Below are 21,152 nucleotides of genomic sequence, written 5' to 3' on the forward strand. Positions count from 1 at the left end.
GACCGAGGACCGGCCGCCGACGGCGGCGCAGCGAGGCGGGGATCAGAAGCGCAGATCAGACGGCGGGATCAGAAGGCGGGGATCAGAAGGTGGCGGTCTCGGTCCACCCGCCCCAGACGTCGCGCAGGGTGCCGCAGATCTCCCCCAGCGTCGCCTCGGCCCGGCATGCCTCGAGCATCGGTGCGACCAGGTCGCCGGTGCCGCGGGCGACCGCGGCCAGCGTGGCCAGCGCGGCGTCGACCGCGGCGCCGTCGCGCTCGGCCCGCCGCCGCGCCAGCAGCGCGCGCTGCTCGGTCTCGACGCTGTCGTCGATCCGGAGGATCTCCAGCTCGCCGCTGACCGTGGTGGTGTGGGCGTTGACGCCGATCACCGCACGGCGACCTGACTCGAGCTCGGCCTGCTGGGCGAAGCTCGCCTCGGCGATCTCGGCGGTGAACCAGCCGTCCTCGATCCCGGCCAGCAGTCCGGCGGTGACCGGCCCGATCGGGTGCGGTTCCTGTCCGCGCCGCTCGCCGAGCCGGAGCACGGTGGCGAAGATCGCCTCCGCCTCGGCCTCGAGCCGGTCGGTCAGCGCCTCGACGTACCAGGACCCGCCCAGCGGGTCGGCGACGTTGGTCACCCCGGTCTCGGCGGCGATCACCTGCTGGGTCCGCAGCGCGACCTCGGCGGCCTGCTCGGTGGGCAGCGCCAGGGTCTCGTCGAGCGCGTTGGTGTGCAGCGAGTTGGTGCCGCCGAGCACCGCGGCCATCGCCTCGACCGCGGTCCGCACGACGTTGTTGTACGGCTGCTGCGCGGTCAGCGAGACCCCGGCGGTCTGGGTGTGGAAGCGCAGCCACTGGGCCCGCCCGGTCCGGGCGCCGTAGCGGTCCCGCATCCAGCGGGCCCAGATCCGGCGGGCGGCGCGGAACTTGGCGATCTCCTCGAAGAAGTCGAGGTGCGCGTCGAAGAAGAAGCTCAGCTGCGGCGCGAAGCTGTCGACGTCGAGCCCACGGGACAGCCCGAGCTCGACGTAGCCGAAGCCGTCGGCGAGGGTGAAGGCGAGCTCCTGCGCCGCCGTCGACCCGGCCTCGCGGATGTGGTAGCCGGAGACGCTCAGCGGCTTGTAGGCCGGCATGGTCGCGTTGGTGTGGACCATCAGGTCGCCGATCAACCGCAGGTGCGGCTCCGGGGCGAACAGCCACTCCTTCTGGGCGTGGTACTCCTTGAAGATGTCGGTCTGGCAGGTGCCGTTGAGTCGGCGCGGGTCGACGCCCTGCCGCTCGGCGGCGACGACGTACATGCAGAAGATCGGCAGCGCCGGGCCCGAGATGGTCATCGAGGTGGTCACCGAGCCGAGGTCGATCCCCTCGAACAGCACCTCCAGGTCGGCGGCCGAGTCGATCGCCACCCCGCAGTGCCCGACCTCGCCGAGGCTCAGCGGGTCGTCGGAGTCGCGACCCATCAGCGTCGGCATGTCGAAGGCGACGCTCAGTCCGTCGCCGCCGCCGGCCAGGATCATCCGGTAGCGCTCGTTGGTCTGCCGGGCGTTGCCGAACCCGGCGAACTGGCGGATCGTCCACGGCTTGCCGCGGTACCCGGTCGGGTAGAGGCCGCGGGTGAAGGGGAACTCGCCCGGCCAGCCGATCCGCTCGACCCGGCGGTCACCGGGCTCGGGTCCGTAGACCGGGTCGAGCTCGATCCCGGACAGGGTGCGGAACTCGCGGTCCGGCACCCGGCCGGCCTCGCGGGCCGCTTCGTAGGCCTGCTGCCACCGCTCGCGGCCCGGGTCGCGTCCGCTGTCGTGCGCGGCGTCGTCCGGTGCCGTGAGGTTCGTCGTCGAACTGCTCACCACCCGATAGTAGGACGTCCTACTAATCCCGCGGAGCCCGCTCGTCCACGGACGCCCGCGGGCTCGGGCCGTTCCAGGGCAGGACGTGTTCATCGAACCGTCACCTGACCGCCCTACCGTCCGGTCCCGTGACGGCACCCGAGGCGGCGGCGATCATCCCGGCCCGAGGCGGCTCGAAGGGGGTGCCGGGCAAGAACCTCCGGCCGGTCGGCGGCGTCCCCCTGTTGGCCCGGGCGATCCGCGCCGCACAGGCGGTCCCGCGGATCGGGCCGGTCTGGGTGAGCACCGACGCCGCCGACATCGCCGCGCTGGCCCAGGCCGAGGGCGCGAGGGTCATCGACCGGCCGGCCGAGCTGGCCGGTGACCAGGCCAGCTCGGAGTCCGCGCTGCTGCACGCCCTCGACGTCGTCGAGCGCGACGCGGGGGCCGACGCCGCGCTGCCGCGGGCGCTGGCCTTCCTGCAGTGCACCAGCCCGTTCATCGACCCGGCCGACCTGGCCGCCGGGGTCGACCGGGTGCTCGACGGCGAGGCGGACAGCGTGTTCGCCGCGGTGGAGAGCCACGACTTCCTCTGGCGCGACGTCGACGCCGGCAGCACCCCCGGCCGCGGCGTGGTCACCGGCGTCAACCACGACCCGGCGCACCGGCCGCGGCGACAGGACCGGCGGCCGGACTTCCGTGAGACGGGCGCCTTCTACGTGATGGCCACCGCCGGGTTCCGGGCCGCCCGGCACCGGTTCTTCGGCCGGATCGGGGTGGTCCCGGTCGCTCCCGACACGGCCATCGACGTCGACCTGATCACCGACCTCCAGCTCGCCGAGGCACTGGCCGGGACCCGGCCCGACCTCACCGCGGGCCCGGCCGCCGCCGGCACCCCCGGCCCGATCGGCGTCGACGCGGTGGTCACCGACTTCGACGGCGTCCACACCCCCGACACCGCCTACGTCGACGCCGAGGGCCGCGAGCTGGTCCGGGTCAGCCGGAGCGACGGGATGGGGGTCGAGCGGCTCCGGGCCGCGGGCGTGCCGCTGCTGATCCTGTCCAAGGAGCGCAACGCGGTGGTGCGGGCGCGGGCGGCCAAGCTGGGCGTCGAGGTGCTGCACGCCGTGGACGACAAGGCGGCGGCGCTGACCGGCTGGCTGGCCGAGCGCGGTCTCGACCCGGCCCGGGTCGCCTACGTCGGCAACGACGTCAACGACCTCGCCCCGATGGCGCTGGTCGGCTGGCCGCTCGCCGTCCCCGACGCCCACCCGGAGGTGCTGGCCGCGGCCCGGGTGGTGCTGACCGCCTCAGCCGGAGCCGGGGCCGTCCGCGAGGTCTGCGAGCGGGTGCTGGCCGGGCGCTGACCGGACCCGGTCCGGACGTCCGAGATCGGGCAGCCCGCGCCGGCGTCGGTAGGCGCGCCGGACCTGCCGGACCCGGCGCAGCCCCACCCGGATCACCCGGACCGCGGGCGCGGGCAGCAGCAGCCGGACGGCCGACCGCAGCGTGGGCCGGCCGCCCCCGCTGCCCAGGGTGACCGGCGCCAGGTCGCCGGCCCGGCGCCGGGCGACCAGCGGCACCAGCGCGTCCACCCAGCCGGCGTCGGGTCCAGGGTGGAAGTAGTTCTCCTCGAGCCAGCGCGGATCCGGCGCGTGCAACCGGCCGGCGGCGAGGTCGGCCAGCGAGCCGAGGCAGCCCGAGCCGACGAAGACCTCGTTGATCATCTCCGCCGAGACCCCGAACTCGTCGAGCACCAGCAGCGGCAGTCCCGCGGCGATCGCCTCGAGCGCCGCGGTCGAGGAGACGGTGGCCAGCCCAGCCGCTCCGGCGAGCGCGTCCTGCATCGACCCGCCGCGGAAGGTCACCTGGTCGGGTCGCACCCGGCCCTCGTCGACCAGCTGCTGCCACAGCTCGGGATAGGACCACAGCTCGCGGTGGGTCTGCTGCTCCCCCGCGGCCGCACGGACCTTGACCACTCCGTGCAGGCCGCCGGGCTGCTCGGCCAGCCGGGCCAGCGCGAGCAGCACCGCACGACGCTGCTCGGGCTCGGGCGGCACCTTGGCCTGCGCGGCGAACACCACGTCGCGCCGCGGGCCGTCCGGCTCGATCCGCGGCCCGGGTCCGCCCTGACCGACCTGATCGACCTGATCGACCTCACCGCCCGGGCCGGCGAGGAAGGGCAACCGGGCCAGCACGAACCGCTGGTCGGCGCCGAGCGCGGCGGCCAGCGCCGCGAACGCGGCCACCTCGCGACGGCTGTGCAGCACGAACAGGTCGGCACCGCGCCGGAAGGCGATCGCCCGCGCCGTCGCCGGGATGCTGATCCCCGGCAGCCCGGTGACGAGCACCGGGCGGCGGCGGGGCGGCAGCGTCCGGGACAGCACCGCGACCAGCGCCTGGACCACCGGGCCGGTGCAGGCCAGCAGCACCACGTCGGGGGGACGTCGGGTGAGCTCGGCGACGAGCCGGAGCAGCGGCCGGACCCGGACCGGGCGCTCGGTGGCCGCGGCGATCTGGCCCGCCGACGGCATGATCGGGCTGGTGACGAGCCACTGCTCGCGGAGCCAGCCGGCCGGCAGCCCGTCCAGGGTGGCCGCGCCCCACTTCAGGTAGGAGTCCGAGTCGGCGACGGCGACGACCCGGACCGCCTCAGAAGTCACCGGCGGCAGCGCGTGGGCTGGTCAGCAGCCGGGTGAGCTCGTCGCAGGCCTCGTCGTCGAGCGCGCCGATCCCGAACCGTGCCCCGGTGATCACCGCGGTGGCCTGCTCGGTCACCGCCCGGCCGCGCGGGGTGATCGAGGCCAGCACCGCCCGGCCGTCCTCGGGGTGCGGGTTGCGCTCGATCAGCCCGGCCGCCTCGAGCCGCTTGACCAGCGGGGTGACCGAGGTGGCGTGCACCTGCAGCCGCTCGCCGATCTTGCCCAGCGGGAGCGCGCCGCGACGGGAGAAGCTGAGCAGCACCAGCACCTCGTAGCGGGCGAAGGTCAGCCCGAGCGGACGGAGCAGCTCGTCGAGCTCGGTCAGCACCAGCTGGTGGACCCGCATCAGCGAGGTGACCGCGCGCATCCGGTGCACCTCGGGCCAGCGCCGGTCCCACTGCGCCGCCGCGGCCTCGATCGGGTCGAAGGCCAACCGGGCGCGTTCGACGGCGCCCGCGCTCTCGTCCCCCGCCTGGTCGGCCCCGGGTTCAGTCATCGTCGTCCGCCTCGACCGGCACCATCGACGTCCGGAGCCCGGAGCGCTGGATCACCCGCTGGATGGTCAGATCGCGCTCGTCGGGACGTCCCACGAACCGGATCAGCCGGAGCCCCTGGTCCTGGGCGGCGGATTCGAACACGAAGTGACCGTAGTTGAAGATCCGCCCGATGAACGGCTTGTTCACCGTGATGTCGAGGATCCGTGACATCGGCATGGTGGCGGTCTGCTGGGCGAAGATCCCGTGCACCCGGAACACCCGCATGTTGGTGATCACGAACCGGTCCATGTGCTCGCGCAGGATGCGATGACCGCCGACCGCGGCGACCACGAGGCCGACCAGCACCGGGAACCAGGCGTAGGCGACGTTCACCCAGAGCGCACTGACCATGATCACCGCGGCCAGCACCAGCTGGAGGATCGCCGGGACGATGGCCATCCAGTGCCGGCGCACCTCGTCGACGATGATCTCGCCCTCGTCGGCGATCAGGTGCGTCTCGACCCGGGGGTCGAAGGCGACCCGGAACAGCCGTGCCATCGTGGGGCCGCCGTCAGGCGGCGAGGGCGCTGAAGAACTTCATGATCGAGTTGAACGCGCCGGCGATCGCCTCACCGGCACCGCGGACCGCGTTGGCGGCGTTCTCCGGCTGCGTGATCAGGTAGAAGAGCGCGAACGTCACCACCAGCACGAGGACGATGCGCTTGACCCACTTCACCCGGATTTCCTATCGCATCGCCGGAGCCGAGTCACGCGGGCGCGCCGCGCCGCGCCCGCTCCGAGGTCAGGACCGGTCAGGAGCGGGCGAGCACCGTGTCGGCCGCCGCATAGGGATCGAGCCGACCGGCCGCGACCTCGGCGGCCAGCGCGTCGAGCCCGGTCTGCCCGCGCGACCAGCGCGCCCGCAGGGTGCCCACCACCAGCGCCTCGACCTCGACCCGGGCCCGGCGGACCCGTCGTCGTCCCCGCGTCCCGTCGGCCTCGGCGTGGGCCCGGTGCCGGTCAAGCGCCTCGACCAGCGCGGGCAGCCCCTCGCCGGTGGCGGCGACCGTGGTCAGCACCGGCGGTTTCCACTGCCCGGGTGCACGGCTGGTCAGCGCGACCGTGGTGCGGAGCTCGCGGACGACGGCCTGCGCGCCGTCGCGGTCGGCCTTGTTGACGCAGAACAGGTCGGCGATCTCGAGCACACCGGCCTTGGCCGCCTGGACGCCGTCGCCCATCCCCGGCGCCAGCAGCACCACCGTGGTGTCGCTGGCGTCGACGACGTCGACCTCGGACTGGCCGACCCCGACGGTCTCGACCAGCACCACGTCGCAGCCGATCAGGTCGAACACCCGGAGCGCCTGCGGGGCGGCCGCCGACAGACCGCCCAGCGCGCCGCGCGAAGACATCGAGCGGATGAAGACCTTGTCGTCGGTGGCGAACCGCTGCATCCGGACGCGATCGCCGAGCAGGGCGCCACCGGTGAACGGTGAGCTGGGGTCGAGCGCCAGCACCCCGACCCGGCGACCGGCCTCGCGGAACAACCCGACCAAGCCGGCCACGGTGCTCGACTTGCCCACCCCGGGCGCACCGGTGAGCCCGACGACGTGGGCCCGTCCGGTGACCGGGGCCAGCCGGGCGGCGAGCTCGCGGCGCACCGGGGCGTCGTCCTCGATGGCCGAGATGAGTCGGCCGGCGGCCCGGACGCCGCCGGCCGCCGCCTGGTCGACCAGCCGGTCGAGCGCGGTCGGGGCCACCCGGGTCAGGCCACGCGGAGCAGCAGGGCGTCGCCCTGGCCGCCGCCGCCGCAGAGCGCGGCCGCCCCGACGCCACCGCCGCGCGGGCGCAGGGCGTGCGCGAGGTGCAGCACCAGCCGGGCGCCGGAGGCCCCGATCGGGTGGCCGATGGCGATCGCGCCGCCGTCGACGTTGACCCGGTCGTCGGCCTCGGCGTCGGTCAGGCCGAGGGCGCGGGCGCTGGCCACCCCGACCGCCGCGAAGGCCTCGTTGATCTCGATCAGGTCGAGCGCCGTGGGCGCGACCCCGGTCTTCTTGGCCAGCAGCTCGATCGCGTGCGCGGGCTGGAGCTGGAGCGACGAGTCGGGCCCGGCCACGCTGGCGTGCCCGCCGATCTCGGCGAGCACGTCGAGCCCGAGCCGGTCGGCCACCTCGCGGCTGGTCACCACCAGCGCGGCGGCGCCGTCGGAGATCGGGCTGGACGAGCCCGCGGTGATGGTCCCGTCCGCTCCGAAGGCCGGCCGCAGCCGGGCCAGCGACGCGGTGGTGACGCCCTCGCGCACCCCCTCGTCGGTGGTCACCGTGGTCGGCTCGGCCCCGCGCCGGGCCGGCGGCACCACGACCGGGACGATCTCCTCGGCCATCCGGCCGTCGGCTATCGCCGCGGCGGCCCGCTGGTGCGACCGGGCCGCGAAGGCGTCCTGGTCCTCGCGCGAGACCTGGACCGCTCCGGCGTTGCAGGCGTCGGTCAGCGATCCCATCGCCTGGTCGGTGAAGGCGTCCCACAGCCCGTCGAGGGCCATGTGGTCGCGGAGCGCGACGTCGCCGTAGCGGAAGCCGGCCCGCGACCGCGGCAGCAGGTGCGGCGCCTGGGTCATCGACTCCATCCCGCCGGCCACCACGATCTCGCACTCGCCGGCCCGGATCAGCTGGTCGGCCAGCGCGACCGCGTTGAGCCCGGAGAGGCAGACCTTGTTGATCGTGATCGACGGCACCGACATCGGGACGCCACCAGCCACCGCGGCCTGCCGGGCGGGCAGCTGGCCGGCTCCGGCCTGCAGCACCTGGCCCATGATCACCTGGTCGACCTGCTCGCCGGAGACGCCGGACCGCTCGAGCGCGGCGGCGATCGCGGCGCCGCCCAGCGCGGTCGCCGGGAGGTCGCCGAGCGCCCCCATCAGCTTGCCCACCGGGGTCCGTGCCCCGCCGACGATGACCGCACCCATGACCCGAGATTACCGCCGCGGTCCGCCGCGAGGACCCGTTCGGCGGGTCGGGCCGACCGTCCCCGTCCGACCTCGTCCGCGAGATAAGTTGAAGGAGGAGCGCCGGGGACGGCGTCCGAGCACCTGGGTGTCGCGAAGCATGAGGATGGACAGTGAGTGATCACGGGGACGGCCTGAACCTGTTCGACGAGACGGCGAGCGCGGCGGGGAACTTCCCGACGGCGCTGCGCGGCTACGACCGCTCGGCCGTCGACGACTACGTACGCAGCCTCGAGGCCCGGGTGGTCGGCAACCACCACCAGCAGAGCGAGCTCGAGGAGCAGGTCCGCCAGCTCCAGCAGCAGCTCGATGAGGCCCGGCGCGAGCTCGAGACCCGGCCCACCGGCGAGATCGACTACTCCAGCCTGGGCGGCCGGGCCAGCAACATCCTGCGGCTGGCCGAGGAGCAGGCGCGCGAGATGCGCGAGAAGGCCACCACCGACGCCAAGCTGCTCCGCGACCGCGCGGAGCGCGAGGCCGAGGCGATCCGGTCCTCGGCGCAGAGCGAGGGCCAGCAGATCAAGACCAGCGGCTCGGACGAGATCGCCAAGCTCCGCGAGCAGGGCGCCGCCGAGGTCAAGGCGCAGATCGAGCGCGCCCGGACGGAGTCGGCGGCCATCGTGGCCGCCGCGCACCGCGAGGCCGAGGCCGTCCGGCGGGAGGCCACCCAGCAGGCCGACACCACCCGCCAGGAGGCCTACCTCGAGGGCGAGGAGCAGCGCCGCGCGGCGCAGACCGAGGCCGCCGAGGTCCGCCGCACCGTGGCCCAGGAGCGCGAGGCGGCGATCGCCGAGCTCCGCCGGATCCACACCGAGTCGGTGACCGCGACCGGCAAGCTGTTGTCCGAGGCGACCCAGCACCACCAGGAGGCGGGCGCCCGGCTCAGCGAGGACCTCGAGAAGGCCACCCAGCTGCGCGCCGAGGCCGAGACCGAGGCCGAGCAGATCCGGCTCCGGGCGATCGAGGAGTCCGACACCCTGCTCACCGAGGCCAAGAAGCAGGCGGCCCGGTTGCGGCAGCGGACCCAGGCCGAGTTCGAGTGGCGCAAGGAGCAGCTGCGGCGCGAGACCGAGAACCTCGAGCAGCGCAAGCAGGCGGTGCTCGCCCAGCTCGCCGGGCTCAGCGACCTGGCCTCGCAGACCAGCGCCACGATGCCCGAGCCGGCTCCGATGGCCGACCTGGCCGACCTCGAGGGCTTCGAGACCGTCGACCCGGCGGCCGAGCAGGGCCACGTCAGCGACGAGGAGCTCGCCGGCAAGACCGCGGCCGAGCAGACTCCGGACGAGACGTCGGTGGAGAACCCGGCCGAGACCGCGAGCGAGACCGCGGACGGGACGCCCGGCCGCGGCCCGAGCGCCGAGGCCCGCGCCGAGGTCGAGGACGCCGACAGCGACGCCACCGAGTCGGCACCGCCGGCCGATGACCCCGACGACGCCACCCGGCAGCTCCGGGCGGTCCGCACCAGCCGTCGCTGAACCAGGACCGCTCCGGAGGGACCGGGGGCTCAGAACAGCCGGTCCTCCGGGGAGTCGAGGCCGCGCAGCACGTCGTAGTCCACGGTCACGCAGGTGATCCCGCGGTCGCCCGCGAGCACCTTGGCCTGGGGCTTGATCTGCTGCGCGGCGAACACCCCGGCCACGTCGCCGAGCAGCGGGTCCCGACGCATCAGCTCGAGATAGCGGGTGAGCTGCTCGACGCCGTCGATCTCCCCGCGCCGCTTCACCTCGACGGCGACGTAGCGTCCCTGGTCGTCGCGGCAGAGCAGGTCGACCGGACCGATCGCCGTCATGTACTCGCGGCGGACCAAGCTCCAGCCCGGCCCGAAGGTCTCCGGGTGCTCGGCGAGCAGCGCCTGCAGGTGCGCCTCGACGCCGTCCTTCTGCAGACCGGGGTCGACGCCGAGATCGTGCCGGCTGTCGTGCAGCACCTCGGCCAGCGAGATCTGCAGGGTGTCGCCGTCACGGCCCTTGACCAGCCAGACACCGGTCAGCGGCTCCCCGGTGGTGACCGTGGCCGCGTACCCGCCGGCCTCGACCTCCGCGGGGCTCAGCTCGACCAGCGTGCAGGGCGGGCTCATCCAGTTGAGCGGCTTGTAGGCGCGGTCGTCGGCGTGGATCGAGACCGACCCGTCGGACTTGACCAGGATCAGCCGCGAGGCCATCGGCAGGTGTGCGGTCAACCGCCCCGCGTAGTCGACCTGACAACGGGCGATGACCAGACGCACCGGGACACCCTACCGAGCCGCGGTCGCCGGCCCGGCCCGGCGGGACGACGTCCGGGAGCGACCGCTCCGGCTGGCAGACTCGGACGGTGAGCCCTTCCCGCCGCCGACCCCGACGCGTGCTGGCCACCCGCCCGCTGCTGATCGACCAGCGTGGCGACGAGAAGTCCGACGGCCGCTGGATCGTCCGGCCGATGAGCGGGGCGGCCAGCCAGAAGCAGTACCGCTGCCCCGGCTGCCAGCAGGTCATCCCGGCCGGGACACCGCACGTGGTGGTCTGGCCCGAGCTGCACGGCGTCGACGAACGGCGGCACTGGCACACCGCCTGCTGGCAGCGCCGCCGGTGAGCGACCGCGGGCTCCCCCGGCTGCACACCACCACCGTCGGCGAGGACGGCAACCCGGTGGTCTTCCTGCACGGGCTGTTCGGCCAGGGCCGGAACTGGACGACGATCGCCCGCGCCCTCGCCGAGGACCACCACGTGCTGCTGCCCGACCTGCCCGACCACGGGCGTTCGGAGTGGTCGGACCGGCTCGGCTACCCGGCGATGGCCGAGGCGGTCGCCGCCACCCTGGAGGCGGACCGTCCCGGCACGGCCTGGTCGGTGGTCGGGCACTCGATGGGCGGCAAGGTCGCGATGGCCCTGGCCCTGCGCCGACCGGACCTGGTGGCCCGGCTGGTGGTGGTCGACATCGCCCCGGTCGTCTACGACGGGATCAGCAACTTCGGCGACTACGTCCGGGCGATGCGGGCGGTGCCGCTCGACCGGCTCCAGCAGCGCGGCGAGGCCGAGGCGGTGCTCGAGCCGCTGGTGCCCGATCCGGTGATCCGCGGCTTCCTGCTGCAGAACCTGCGTCGGGAGAGCGGACCGAACGGCGTCCGCTGGCGCTGGCAACACAACCTGGCGCTGCTCGGCGACCGGCTGACCGACCTGTGGCAGTGGCCGGACGCCCTGGCCCACGCCGCCCCCTATCCCGGACCGGTGCTGTGGGTCGCGGGCGCCGAGTCCGACTACGTGCGGCCCGCGTACGCCGAGGCGATGCGCGCGCTGTTCCCTGCCGTGCGGACGGTGACGGTCAAGCACGCCGGTCACTGGGTGCACTCCGAGCAGCCGGCGGTCTTCACCGGGATCGTCCGGCAGTTCCTGGAGACGCCGGCGTCCCCCACCGCCGCGTCCGCAACCTGAGAAAAGCTCAGGCATCGCGGACCACGCAACACCTAACCTGACGCACCATGAAGATCACGAAGCTCGTGGCGGGCGCGGCCGTCGGCGTGATCGCGGCCGGCGCCTGGGCGCTGCCCGCCGCCGCGGCCTCCCCCTACGCCATGAACCGGCACTTCAGCGGACAGGCGTCGTGCACGAAGGCGGCCCGGCAGGTCGCGCGCGACGGAGCGGTGATCACCCAGCGGTGCACCAGCAGCCCGGTCGTGCCGCACCGCTACACGCTCACCTACTACTACCCCGCCTGATCACCGCCGGCCCCCGCGGGCACGTCTCCCGAGCACTCCCCGCGCGCTCCACCGGGGGCGTGATAGCGCGCTACCGGCTCGGGTACGCGCCGGTGGGCGACCTGGTGAATCTGATCATCGGCTGACGGGGCAATGCATGGTGTCGGGACGCTCGTCCCGGCCCGGGTGCGGTGACGGGAGGACGACCATGGCGGCAGGGGCGCTGCAGGAGCTGGCGCTGCGGGTGTGGCTGATCGTGCTCCAGGTGCCCACCCCCACGCCGACGACGATGCCCGACGTCTACCCGCAGCAGGGCAACGGGTTCGCGGCCGCGATCGTCCCGGCGCTGATCGGGGTCGGCGTGCTGGCGCTAGCCGCGGTCTGGCTGTCCAGCAGCCCGAAGCGCCGCCGGCCCGCCCCGCAGGGTCCCGACCGGCGGGTGGGGTCGCGCGACCACCGCTGAACCCCGCCGGGGGTCGGCGTTCAGACCTGGGTGACGGAGAGGATCTCGACCGGGTTCTTCGGCTGCCCGTCGTAGGAGCCGTCCGCGGTGCCCGCCTCGGCGATCTTCTTGACCACCGCCAGACCGGCCGCGTCCATCGTCCCGAAGACGGTGTAGTTGGGGTCGAGCTGGCTGTCGCCGTAGACCAGGAAGAACTGCGACCCGTTGGTGTCCGGCCCGGCGTTGGCCATCGCCACCGTCCCGGCCGGGTAGGTCTCCTTCCCGGTCAGCTCGTCGGGGAATCGGTAGCCCGGACCACCCGAACCGGTGGCCGTCGGGTCCCCGCACTGGAGCACCAGGATCCCGGCCGTGGTCAGCCGATGGCACCGGGTGTCGTCGAAGTACTGCTGACGGGCCAGCGAGACGAAGCTGTTGATCGTGCACGGGGTCGCCGACCGGTCCATCGCGATGGTGATCGTGCCGTCGTTGGTCTTGATCGCGTACTGGACGCTGCCGGTGTCGGCCACCCCGGTGGTCGGCGGCAGGGAGACCTTCTTGGCCGCGCTGCCCGACGGCGTGTAGGTGCAGGTCTTGCCGCCGTCCGCGCCGGCCGGCGACCCGGCCCCGGGCGCCGAGGAGCCCGACGGCACCGTCCCGCAGCCGACCAGTCCCACCAGGACGGCGGCGGCCAGCGTCGCGACGGCGCCGGCGCGGCGCGCACGGCGCGGGCGAGGGCGGCCGGACTGTGCTGGAACGGGAGGGCGGACGTGCGGCTTCACCGCGTCAGGGTGCCACCGCCGGGGAGACGATCGGCGACGCAACGCCGCCGGTACAGTGGCCGCCGTGGTCAACCTCACCCGGATCTACACCCGGACGGGTGACGGCGGCCGGACCCGGCTCTCCGACCTCTCCGAGGTCGCCAAGACCGACCTGCGGGTCGAGGCCTACGGCGACGTGGACGAGGCGAACTCCGCGATCGGGCTGGCCCTGGCCCTCGGGCCCGACCTGCCGACCGACGTCCGCGACCTGCTCGGCCTGGTGCAGAACGAGCTGTTCGACCTCGGCGCCGACCTGTCCACGCCGGTGGTCGCGGAGCCGGAGTTCCCGCCGCTGCGGATCACCCAGGCCTCGATCGACCGGCTCGAGCGCTGGTGCGACGAGTACACCGCCACCCTGCCGGCGCTGCGCTCGTTCGTGCTGCCCGGCGGGTCGCCGGCGGCCGCCCAGCTGCACCTGGCCCGGACGATCACCCGACGCGCCGAGCGCGCCGCCTGGCACGCCTCGCAGCAGTACGGCCTGGACGAGCCGGGCGGGCTGACCGCGCTCGCCCTGCACTACCTCAACCGGCTCTCGGACCTGCTGTTCATCCTGACCCGGGTGGTGAACGGCGCCGAGCACGACGTGCTCTGGGTGCCCGGTCGCGACCGGCCGGGTGCGCCCGAGCAGGACCCGCCGGCCACCGATGATCACCACCAGCACAGCCCAGCCGAAGCCACCGACGGAGAGGACCACCGATGAGCACCGACCAGACCGCGGCACCGGAGCCCGGACTGCGCGAGGCGACCGGATCGGCGCGACCCGAGCAGACCCGCCCGGTCACCCTGTTCACCGGCCAGTGGGCCGACCTGCCGTTCGAGGAGGTCTGCCGGCTCGCCGCCGAGTGGGGCTACGACGGCCTGGAGATCGCCTGCTGGGGTGATCACTTCGACGTCAAGCGCGCCGCCGAGGACGAGGGGTACGTCCAGGGCAAGCGCGACACCCTGGCGAAGTACGGGCTCGGCTGCTGGGCGATCAGCAACCACCTCAACGGCCAGGCGGTCTGCGAGGCGATCATCGACCAGCGCTACCAGAACATGGTCAACCCGCGGGTGTGGGGCGACGGCGACCCCGAGGGTGTCCGGCAGCGGGCCGCCGAGGAGATGAAGGACACCGCCCGGGCGGCGAGGAACTTCGGCGTCGACACGGTGATCGGCTTCACCGGCTCGGCGATCTGGCACTACGTGGCCATGTTCCCGCCGGTGGCCGACGACGTGATCAAGGCCGGTTACGCCGACTTCGCCGAGCGCTGGAACCCGATCCTGGACGTGTTCGAGGAGCAGGGCGTCCGGTTCGCGCACGAGGTGCACCCGAGCGAGATCGCCTACGACTACTGGTCGACCGTGGCCACCCTCGAGGCGATCGGGCACCGCACGAGCTTCGGGCTCAACTTCGATCCCTCGCACATGGTCTGGCAGGGGCTGGACTACGTCGGTTTCCTGTGGGACTTCCGCGAGCTGATCTACCACGTCGACTGCAAGGACACCAAGATCAGGATGTCCGGCGGCCGGAACGGCATGCTCGGCTCGCACCTGCCCTGGGCCGACCCCCGGCGCGGCTGGGACTTCATCTCCACCGGGCACGGCGACACCCGCTGGGAGGACATCTTCCGCATGCTCAACCACATCGGCTACGCCGGCCCGATCAGCATCGAGTGGGAGGACGCCGGGATGGACCGGCTCGACGGCGCCCCCGAGGCGCTCGAGTTCATCCGCCGGCTGAACGCGATCACCCCGCCCGAGGCGGCCTTCGACGCCGCCTTCGCGACGAAGGAGTGAGCGCCCCGGGCGGGTCCGGGTCGGCCTCGACGCTCACGGTCGTCAGCTACAACCTGCGGTACGCGACCGCCGACGACGGCCACCCGTGGTCGTCGCGACGCGGCCCGATGCTCGAGCTGCTCCGCGAGCTGGCCCCGGACGTCCTCGGCACCCAGGAGGGACTGGACTTCGCGCTCGCCGAGCTGGTCGAGGGTCTGCCGGGCCGCTACGGCTGGGTCGGCCGCGGACGCGGTGTGCGACCCGACGAGAGCGAGTTCGGCGCGGTCTTTTACGACACGACCCGGTTCGACGTGGTCCGGGTCGCCTACCGGTGGCTGTCCGACGACCCCGAGGTGCCGGGCTCGATGACCTGGGGCAACGACCTGCCGCGGATGATCACCCACGTCACGCTGCTCGAGCGCCGGACCGGCCGCGAGCTCGAGGTGGTCAACACCCATCTCGACCACGTCCCCGACGACGCGGTCCGGCTGCGCTCGGTGGCCATGATCACCGACTACCTCGGCCCGCTGCTCGACGCCGGGCGGGCGGTGGTGGTGACCGGCGACTTCAACGCGTCGGCCGGGAGCTCGCGGGTCTACGAGCGGTTTGCCGCCGGCCGGCTGGTCGACGCGGTGGCCGGCGCCGAGGAGGTCGGACCGCTCCCCTGCAGCTGCCCGTCCTACGAGCCGCCCGAACCGGACGGCGACCGGATCGACTGGGTGTTCACCTCTCCCGCGCTGCACCCGCTGACCTCGCGGGTCGTCGACACCGCCCCCGGCGGGATCTGGCCGAGCGACCACCTGCCGGTGGAGGTCCGCCTGCGCTGGTGATCCCGGCACCACGAGGGTCTACCCGCCCGCGGACGGCTCCCGGTCGGTCAGCGTCCAACGACCCTCGGCCAGGTCGTGGACACCGTCGCGCAGCACGACCCGGGCGGTCGAGCCCGCGGGCACCTCGACGCTGACCTCGCGCCCGGCGTCGACGGTGCGCCAGCTCACCGCCACCCGGCCGCGGACGGTCTCGGTGGCGAAGGACGCGTGGTCCAGCGAGGCCGGGAACCCGGTGGCCGGGGCGACCTCGAAGTCGGCCCAGCCGTGGTCGCCGCGGCGCAGCCCGACCACGTCCTCGATCAGCCACTGCACGACGGTGCCGTGGAAGTAGTGGTTGCGGGACCGGGTGGTCTCCTCCCACATCTCCCACATGGTGTCGGCGCCCTGGGCGAACCAGAAGCCCCAGCCCGGATAGGTCCGGGTGGTCGCGACCTCGAGCGCCAGCTCGGGGTGGCCGTTCCGGGTGAGCGCGGTGAGCAGCGTCGCCGCGCCGAGACAGCCGACGTGGTGGTGCCCTCCGCGGGCCCGGACGTCGGCGGCCAGCCCGGCCGCCACGGCCGCCACCCGGTCGGCCGGCACCAGCCCGAAGGCCAGCATCACCGCGTTGGCGGTCTGGCTGTAGGCCGGCCCGACGACGTAGCAGCCGGCGTCGGCGTCGAAGCACCGGTCGTGCAGCCGGCTGGTCAGCGCGGCCGCGGCGGCCCGCCACCGGGCCGCGTCCTCGGGACGGCCGACCAGCTCCGCGACCTCGGCCCCGCAGCCCAGCCCGCGGATGAGGAAGGCGGTCGCGGTGAGCACCGAGTCGTCCGGGCCGAGCCCGTCGGTGCCGGGAGCCAGGTAGTCGCCGAGCGCGGAGACGCACAGCCCGTCGACCAGCTGCCCCAGCTCCCAGTCGAGATAGCGACGCAGGGAGTCGGCGTGCCGGTGCAGCAGCGCGGGCTCGCCCCGGTGCCGGTAGAGCTCGCGGAGCAGGAACGGGTAGACCGTGGTCCACTCCGGCGACGGAGCCAGGTCGTGATAGCCCCAACCCGGGGTCGGGAAGATCACCGGCAGCGCGCCGTCGGGATGCATCGCGTCGACCGCGTCCTCGAGCCACTTGGCGAGCAGCGACCCGGCGTCGAGCAGGTAGAGCATCGTCGGCGCCCCGACCTGGGCGTCGCCGGTCCAGCCGTTCTTCTCGTAGGCCGGGGTGTCGGTCGGCAGGTGGTGCAGGTTGTTGGTGATCGTCCGGGCCATCGCGTCGGTGTAGGTGGCGAACAGCGGCTCGGCGGCGGTGAGGACGCCGACCCGCCGGACGTCGCTGTGCGCGGCCACCACCGTCACCGTCTCCGGCCCGGGCTCGTGGGTGAGCCCGTCGAGCTGCACCCAGCGGAAGCCCTTGTAGGTGTAGGAGGGCTCCCAGTGCTGGTCGGGTGTCCCGTCGCCGACGTACCGGTCCTCCTGGAACCGGTCGCCGGTGACGTGCCGGTTCACCGGCCGCAGCGTGCCGTCGGGTTCGGGCACCTCGGCGTAGCGGATCCGCACCTCGGCCCCGCGGGCCTGGTCGGTGCGCAGCCGGACCCAGCCGGCCACGGTCCGCCCGGCGTCCCCGACCCAGCTGTCCCCGATCCGACGCCAGCGGACCGGGCCGGTCCAGGTCGGCCGGACCGGTGGGAAGTCGCGCGGCCGGAGCACCCCGGCCGGTGGCTCGGCCGGCGCGGCCGGCACCGGCGCCCCCGGTTCCTTGGTCGCGTCGAAGCTCTCCCCGGCGTAGAGGCAGTTGGTCGTGGTGCCCCCCGCCGTGACCGTCCAGCCGGTGTCGCTCCCGCTCAGCACCGCCCCGTCGGGACCGCTCACCTCGAGGTCGGCGAGCAGCCGGAGCGGGCCGGTCCAGGGCGCCCGGTGCCAGCCCCAGACGTTCTCGGTGGGCAGCGCGAAGAAGCCGCGACCCAGGGTGACGGTCAGCCGGTGCGTCCCGGCGGCCAGACCGCTCAGGTCGTAGGTCTCGAACCAGACCGTCCTGTCGTAGGCGCTGAAGGCCGGTGCGAGCCTCCGGTCGTCGGGCTCGCGGCCGTCCACCCGGACGACGGCGAGCCCGAGCCCGGCCAGGTCGAGCCGCACGCCGGTGCAGCCCTCCGGGACCACGAGGTCGGTGGCGAAAACCGGCTCGTCGGCGCCGAAGCCGGCCGGTGGCCCGATCCACCGGCCGGCCCGCGGGAAGCTGGTCTCCGCGCTCACAGCTTGACCGCGGACTGCGACAGGCCGGAGACGAAGTACTTCATCATCACCAGCACCAGCACGGCGATCGGCACCGAGGCGATGCTGAACGCGGCCAGCTGGACGTTGTAGCTGTCGAGGTTGGGGGTCATCGGGGGCGGGGTGAAGCTGGTGATGGCCACCGAGACCGTCGAGCTGTCGCCCTGCAGGATCAGCGACGGCAGCACGTAGTCGCCCCACAGCCCGACGACGTTGAGCAGCGCCAGCGCGATCACCAACGGCATCGACAGCGGCACCGCGACCGAGAAGAACATCCAGGCGTGCCCGGCGCCGTCGATCTTGGCCGCCTCGAACAGCTCCTCGGGGATGGCCTCGATCGCGCTGCGCAGCACCACCACGCCGAGGGCCTGGCCGCCGGCCAGGTAGGGCAGGATCAGCCCCCACCGGGTGCCGATCAGCCCCATGTCGCTCATCTGGACGTAGAGCGGGATCAGCGTGATGAAGCCGGGGATCAGCAGCAGCCCGAAGACCGTGTAGAACCAGATCTCCTTCTCCCGGAACCGCAGCCGGGCGAAGGCGTAGGCGCTGGCCAGGGTGGTGATGGCGATGCCGACCACCGACACCACCACGATGAAGATCGTCCCCGGGTAGGCGAAGCTGCTGGCCTGCCAGGCGAGCGAGAAGTTGTGCCACTTCGGCTCGGTGGCCAGTGCGAACGGCGAGGCCTGCATCGCCGGGCCGCTGCGCAGCGCGTTGTCGATCATGAAGTAGGCCGGGACGTAGGTCAGCACGGCGATGATCGCCAGCACGAAGTGGCCGGGCAGCGACCACTTCCGCAGCGCGCGACCGGCGGTGGCGCTCCGGCGACCGGGCAGGGTGGCAGCACTCATGATCGCGTCCTCAGCACTCGCATGTTGATGATCGACAGGGCCAGCACCACCACGAACAGCAGGGTGCCGACGGCCATGCCGAAGCCGTACTGCCCGTAGTCGATGGCCCGCTGGTACATGTAGAGCACCGGGGTCAGGGTGGCGTTCCCCGGGCCGCCGTTGGTCAGCAGCAATGGCACGGTCAGGTTCTGGGTGACGCCGATGATGCTCAGCACCAGCAGCAGCTTCCACTGCCCGGCGATCAGCGGCAGCTCGATGTGGACCAGCTGGCGGAACCGCCCGGCCCCCTCGAGCGCGGAGGCCTCGATCACCTCGCGCGGGATGGCCTTGAGCCCGCTGTAGAAGATCAGTACGTTGAACGACGACACCCAGGGGAAGCCGAGGAAGATCAGCGCCCAGAGCGCGAACTTCGGGTCGGCGATCCAGGACCGGGCCAGCTCCCCCAGCCCGACGCTGTGCAGCACCGTGTTGATCGGGCCGTTCGGGCCGTAGAGAAACTGCCAGATCAGGATCGAGACCACCGGCGGGATGATCAGCGGCGCGACGAACACCGCCCGCCAGACGAACTGGGCCCGGTCCGAACGGAGCCGGAAGATCAGCTCGGCCACGACGAACGACGGCACCATGGCCAGCGGGACGCCGAACAGCGTCCAGATCGCCACGTTGACCGCTGAGCGCAGGAAGTCCGGGTCGCCGAACGCCTGGGTGAAGTTCTGCACCCCGACCCAGACCGGCGGGTTGAAGCCGTCCCACCGGGTGAAGGCCGTGACGCCCGCGCGGACCGCCGGGTAGTAGGAGAACACCCCGATCAGGGCCAGCGTGGGCAGCAGGAACGCCACTGCGGCCAGCCGCTCGAGGACGAGCCGCCGGACCGACCGGCGGCGCTGCGGGCGCACGGTCGCGGCCGGTCGCCGCTCGGTGGCGACGACCGTGGTCGAGCCCGCCATCAGCTGTACTTCGAGAAGTCGATCGGGTGCACCTGGAGGTAGTCCTGCAGCCCCTTGTCCATGATCTGCGGGTACTTGGTGGTGACGTCGTCCATGCTCACCTGGCCGAGCACGTAGGCCTGGAAGAGCTTGCTGATCTGGTCGTTGGCCTCGGTGGTGAACTCCGCGCCGCCGTTCATCGCGTAGATCGGCTCGGCGGCCAGGCTGGCCAGCTCCTTGAGGTCCTTGGTCGGCTCGGCGCCGCTGTAGGTCGGTAGGAAGCTGCCGTACTCGTTGCAGATCGCCGTGTTCCGCTCGGGCGTGGAGAAGAACTGCATCCAGGCGACCACCGCGTCGAGCTTGCCGTTCTCACGCAGGCTGGTGTCCGAGCGCGGGCTCGAGATGAAGTACTGCCAGGCCGCGTTCGGCCCGGAGACGGCGTTCGCGGTGTCGAAGGAGGTGGCGTACTGGTTCGAGCCGGCCAGGCTCGGCCACGGGAAGCTGCCGATCTCGATCCCGCCGCCGTTGGCGGCCACCGCGGTGGGCGCCCAGGTGCCGTCGTAGATCATCCCGACCTTGCCGGCCGCCATCATCGCCTCGGGGTTGGGCGAGCCGACCGGCGGGTTGGCCGGCAGCTGGTTGATCTGCGGGTCGCAGTAGGAGAACAGCTCCTTGGCCATCGGCCACCAGGCCAGCACCGCCGGGTTCTGCCGCGGGTCGAGCAGCCCCTTCTTGTAGGCCACCGCGACGTCGGTGGTGCTGATCCCCGGGTCCTTGGAGTAGGCGTCGATCTTCTTGCAGGTGTCCTCACCGAGGAAGTTGGCCAGGAAGATCCGTGCCAGCCAGCCGAACCCGTAGGTGTAGGCCGGGATCGCGCACGGCGTGGTGCCGGCGGCCTTGAGCTTCTGGCAGACCGCGATCAGCTCGTCCCAAGTCTTCGGGACGTCGCTGATCCCGGCCGAGGCAAAGATCTTCTTGTTGTAGAAGAACGCCGTCCCGACGAAGTCGCCGTTGTTGCAGTACTGGGTGTCCGCGTCGGCGTAGGACTGGGTGTAGGACTGCGCGTTGAGCACGTCGCGCCAGCGGGTGTTGCCCTTGATGAACGGGTTCGGCTTCTCCATGTAGGGCGCCAGGTTGGTGCAGACCCCGGCCGGGAACGAGGTGTTGACCTCGCTGTGCTGCTGCCACCAGACGTCGGGCAGCTGACCGCCGGTCGCCTGGGTCTTCATGGTGGTGGTCTCGTAGGTGTAGTCCGAACCCAGGAACTTGATCTTGATGTCCGGGTAGAGCGCGGTGAACGCGTCGGCCACCTTGCCGAACTCCTGCAGCTTGGCGGTGCCCGGGGCCAGCTTCACCCCCGGCAGCGCCGGGGTGTAGGCCTGGGCACCCATGGTGATGGTGCCCTTCCAGGTCAGGTCGGGGTTGCCGTCGGAGCGGAGTGACGGGCCGTTGCCCGCACCGCCCGAGGAGCTCTTCGAGCATCCCGCCAACGCAGCGGCACCGGCCGCCATCGTCGCGGCCATGAACTGCCGTCGTCTCATCATGTCCGTCTCCCTCGAGGAACATCGCGTCGGCGCCCGTGAATCGTTTCATCGCGGCGTGCCGCTGAATGTATAACGTTCTACAGAAACCGGTCAAG

Annotated in this window: 22 protein-coding genes; 9 read left to right on the forward strand and 13 right to left on the reverse strand. The window is 73.0% G+C overall.

Going from position 1 to position 21,152, the window contains the following annotated elements; all coding sequences use genetic code 11:
• Window positions 1-82 precede the first annotated feature (82 nt).
• Complete coding sequence (locus FHX74_RS15635; RefSeq protein ID WP_328823882.1) at window positions 83-1,711, reverse strand: acyl-CoA mutase large subunit family protein; 1,629 nt, start codon at window positions 1,709-1,711, stop codon at window positions 83-85.
• A 245-nt stretch (window positions 1,712-1,956) separates the two neighbouring features.
• Between FHX74_RS15635 and FHX74_RS15640 the strand changes: the two genes are divergently transcribed.
• Window positions 1,957-3,174 carry a cytidylyltransferase domain-containing protein gene (locus tag FHX74_RS15640; RefSeq protein ID WP_182561130.1) on the forward strand — a complete coding sequence of 406 codons (1,218 nt, stop codon included), beginning with the start codon at window positions 1,957-1,959 and terminating at the stop codon, window positions 3,172-3,174.
• On the opposite strand, the gene FHX74_RS15645 is transcribed toward FHX74_RS15640, so the two are convergent.
• From FHX74_RS15645 to FHX74_RS15670, 6 genes are all read right to left on the reverse strand, one after another.
• Complete coding sequence (locus FHX74_RS15645) at window positions 3,118-4,470, reverse strand: DUF6716 putative glycosyltransferase (protein ID WP_182561131.1); 1,353 nt, start codon at window positions 4,468-4,470, stop codon at window positions 3,118-3,120. The two genes, FHX74_RS15640 and FHX74_RS15645, sit on opposite strands and share 57 nt — an antisense overlap.
• Window positions 4,460-5,005, reverse strand: a complete 546-nt coding sequence (locus FHX74_RS15650) for a MarR family winged helix-turn-helix transcriptional regulator (RefSeq protein WP_182561132.1) — start codon at window positions 5,003-5,005, stop codon at window positions 4,460-4,462. Before FHX74_RS15650 ends, FHX74_RS15645 begins: the two co-directional genes overlap by 11 nt.
• Window positions 4,998-5,543 (reverse strand): PH domain-containing protein, encoded by a 546-nt coding sequence (locus FHX74_RS15655; RefSeq protein ID WP_182561133.1) that lies wholly within the window; start codon window positions 5,541-5,543, stop codon window positions 4,998-5,000. The genes FHX74_RS15650 and FHX74_RS15655 overlap by 8 nt, the downstream gene beginning before the upstream one ends.
• Window positions 5,544-5,556: 13 nt before the next feature.
• Complete coding sequence (locus FHX74_RS15660) at window positions 5,557-5,721, reverse strand: hypothetical protein (protein ID WP_182561134.1); 165 nt, start codon at window positions 5,719-5,721, stop codon at window positions 5,557-5,559.
• Between the two features lie 76 nt (window positions 5,722-5,797).
• Window positions 5,798-6,742, reverse strand: a complete 945-nt coding sequence (meaB, locus tag FHX74_RS15665) for a methylmalonyl Co-A mutase-associated GTPase MeaB (RefSeq protein ID WP_328823857.1) — start codon at window positions 6,740-6,742, stop codon at window positions 5,798-5,800.
• 5 nt (window positions 6,743-6,747) lie between these two features.
• On the reverse strand, window positions 6,748-7,947 hold the full coding sequence (locus FHX74_RS15670; RefSeq protein ID WP_182561135.1) for an acetyl-CoA C-acyltransferase: 1,200 nt from the start codon (window positions 7,945-7,947) through the stop codon (window positions 6,748-6,750).
• A gap of 152 nt (window positions 7,948-8,099) precedes the next feature.
• On the opposite strand from FHX74_RS15670, the gene FHX74_RS15675 reads away from it, so the two are divergent.
• On the forward strand, window positions 8,100-9,461 hold the full coding sequence (locus FHX74_RS15675) for a coiled-coil domain-containing protein (protein ID WP_182561136.1): 1,362 nt from the start codon (window positions 8,100-8,102) through the stop codon (window positions 9,459-9,461).
• Between the two features lie 29 nt (window positions 9,462-9,490).
• Here FHX74_RS15675 and nucS read toward each other — a convergent pair whose 3' ends face one another.
• Complete coding sequence (nucS, locus tag FHX74_RS15680; RefSeq protein WP_182561137.1) at window positions 9,491-10,210, reverse strand: endonuclease NucS; 720 nt, start codon at window positions 10,208-10,210, stop codon at window positions 9,491-9,493.
• An 86-nt stretch (window positions 10,211-10,296) separates the two neighbouring features.
• On the opposite strand from nucS, the gene FHX74_RS15685 reads away from it, so the two are divergent.
• From FHX74_RS15685 to FHX74_RS15700, 4 genes are all read left to right on the forward strand, one after another.
• A complete protein-coding gene (locus FHX74_RS15685; RefSeq protein WP_220484137.1) occupies window positions 10,297-10,554 on the forward strand; it encodes a hypothetical protein in 258 nt (85 codons plus the stop codon).
• Window positions 10,551-11,393 carry an alpha/beta fold hydrolase gene (locus FHX74_RS15690; RefSeq protein WP_182561138.1) on the forward strand — a complete coding sequence of 281 codons (843 nt, stop codon included), beginning with the start codon at window positions 10,551-10,553 and terminating at the stop codon, window positions 11,391-11,393. The genes FHX74_RS15685 and FHX74_RS15690 overlap by 4 nt, the downstream gene beginning before the upstream one ends.
• A gap of 47 nt (window positions 11,394-11,440) precedes the next feature.
• Window positions 11,441-11,677 carry a hypothetical protein gene (locus FHX74_RS15695; protein ID WP_182561139.1) on the forward strand — a complete coding sequence of 79 codons (237 nt, stop codon included), beginning with the start codon at window positions 11,441-11,443 and terminating at the stop codon, window positions 11,675-11,677.
• A 187-nt stretch (window positions 11,678-11,864) separates the two neighbouring features.
• A complete protein-coding gene (locus FHX74_RS15700) occupies window positions 11,865-12,119 on the forward strand; it encodes a hypothetical protein (RefSeq protein WP_182561140.1) in 255 nt (84 codons plus the stop codon).
• A gap of 20 nt (window positions 12,120-12,139) precedes the next feature.
• Here FHX74_RS15700 and FHX74_RS15705 read toward each other — a convergent pair whose 3' ends face one another.
• Window positions 12,140-12,877 (reverse strand): peptidylprolyl isomerase, encoded by a 738-nt coding sequence (locus FHX74_RS15705; RefSeq protein WP_182561141.1) that lies wholly within the window; start codon window positions 12,875-12,877, stop codon window positions 12,140-12,142.
• Window positions 12,878-12,941: 64 nt separating this feature from the next.
• On the opposite strand from FHX74_RS15705, the gene FHX74_RS15710 reads away from it, so the two are divergent.
• Genes FHX74_RS15710 through FHX74_RS15720 form a run of 3 tightly spaced genes read left to right on the forward strand, consistent with a single transcriptional unit; the run spans window position 12,942 to window position 15,501 of the window.
• Window positions 12,942-13,616 (forward strand): cob(I)yrinic acid a,c-diamide adenosyltransferase, encoded by a 675-nt coding sequence (locus FHX74_RS15710; protein ID WP_182561142.1) that lies wholly within the window; start codon window positions 12,942-12,944, stop codon window positions 13,614-13,616.
• On the forward strand, window positions 13,613-14,692 hold the full coding sequence (locus FHX74_RS15715) for a sugar phosphate isomerase/epimerase family protein (RefSeq protein WP_182561143.1): 1,080 nt from the start codon (window positions 13,613-13,615) through the stop codon (window positions 14,690-14,692). Before FHX74_RS15710 ends, FHX74_RS15715 begins: the two co-directional genes overlap by 4 nt.
• A complete protein-coding gene (locus FHX74_RS15720) occupies window positions 14,689-15,501 on the forward strand; it encodes an endonuclease/exonuclease/phosphatase family protein (RefSeq protein WP_182561144.1) in 813 nt (270 codons plus the stop codon). Before FHX74_RS15715 ends, FHX74_RS15720 begins: the two co-directional genes overlap by 4 nt.
• Before the next feature lie 18 nt (window positions 15,502-15,519).
• Here the strand turns inward: FHX74_RS15720 and FHX74_RS15725 are convergent, their stop codons facing one another.
• The 4 genes from FHX74_RS15725 to FHX74_RS15740 are packed head-to-tail and all read right to left on the reverse strand — an operon-like array spanning window position 15,520 to window position 21,057.
• On the reverse strand, window positions 15,520-17,718 hold the full coding sequence (locus FHX74_RS15725) for a family 78 glycoside hydrolase catalytic domain (protein WP_182561145.1): 2,199 nt from the start codon (window positions 17,716-17,718) through the stop codon (window positions 15,520-15,522).
• Entirely contained in the window at window positions 17,715-18,587 is an 873-nt protein-coding gene (locus FHX74_RS15730) for a carbohydrate ABC transporter permease (RefSeq protein WP_182561146.1), read from the reverse strand. The genes FHX74_RS15725 and FHX74_RS15730 overlap by 4 nt, the downstream gene beginning before the upstream one ends.
• Window positions 18,584-19,534, reverse strand: a complete 951-nt coding sequence (locus FHX74_RS15735; RefSeq protein ID WP_182561147.1) for a carbohydrate ABC transporter permease — start codon at window positions 19,532-19,534, stop codon at window positions 18,584-18,586. Before FHX74_RS15735 ends, FHX74_RS15730 begins: the two co-directional genes overlap by 4 nt.
• Window positions 19,534-21,057, reverse strand: coding sequence for an ABC transporter substrate-binding protein (locus tag FHX74_RS15740; protein WP_182561148.1), 1,524 nt, complete (start codon window positions 21,055-21,057; stop codon window positions 19,534-19,536). The genes FHX74_RS15735 and FHX74_RS15740 overlap by 1 nt, the downstream gene beginning before the upstream one ends.
• Between the last annotated feature and the right edge of the window lie 95 nt (window positions 21,058-21,152).

It is taken from the genome of Microlunatus kandeliicorticis (assembly GCF_014137855.1).
Classification (GTDB): Bacteria; Actinomycetota; Actinomycetes; order Propionibacteriales; family Propionibacteriaceae; genus Microlunatus; species Microlunatus kandeliicorticis.

Bases quoted from the DNA above. Each gene is read 5' to 3' on its own strand.
- FHX74_RS15735 (WP_182561147.1), bottom strand. From the start codon at position 19,534: ATGGCGGGCTCGACCACGGTCGTCGCCACCGAGCGGCGACCGGCCGCG.
- FHX74_RS15655 (WP_182561133.1), bottom strand. From the start codon at position 5,543: ATGGCACGGCTGTTCCGGGTCGCCTTCGACCCCCGGGTCGAGACGCAC.
- FHX74_RS15695 (WP_182561139.1), top strand. From the start codon at position 11,441: ATGAAGATCACGAAGCTCGTGGCGGGCGCGGCCGTCGGCGTGATCGCG.
- FHX74_RS15740 (WP_182561148.1), bottom strand. From the start codon at position 21,057: ATGATGAGACGACGGCAGTTCATGGCCGCGACGATGGCGGCCGGTGCC.
- FHX74_RS15715 (WP_182561143.1), top strand. From the start codon at position 13,613: ATGAGCACCGACCAGACCGCGGCACCGGAGCCCGGACTGCGCGAGGCG.
- FHX74_RS15700 (WP_182561140.1), top strand. From the start codon at position 11,865: ATGGCGGCAGGGGCGCTGCAGGAGCTGGCGCTGCGGGTGTGGCTGATC.
- FHX74_RS15650 (WP_182561132.1), bottom strand. From the start codon at position 5,005: ATGACTGAACCCGGGGCCGACCAGGCGGGGGACGAGAGCGCGGGCGCC.
- FHX74_RS15670 (WP_182561135.1), bottom strand. From the start codon at position 7,947: ATGGGTGCGGTCATCGTCGGCGGGGCACGGACCCCGGTGGGCAAGCTG.
- FHX74_RS15730 (WP_182561146.1), bottom strand. From the start codon at position 18,587: ATGAGTGCTGCCACCCTGCCCGGTCGCCGGAGCGCCACCGCCGGTCGC.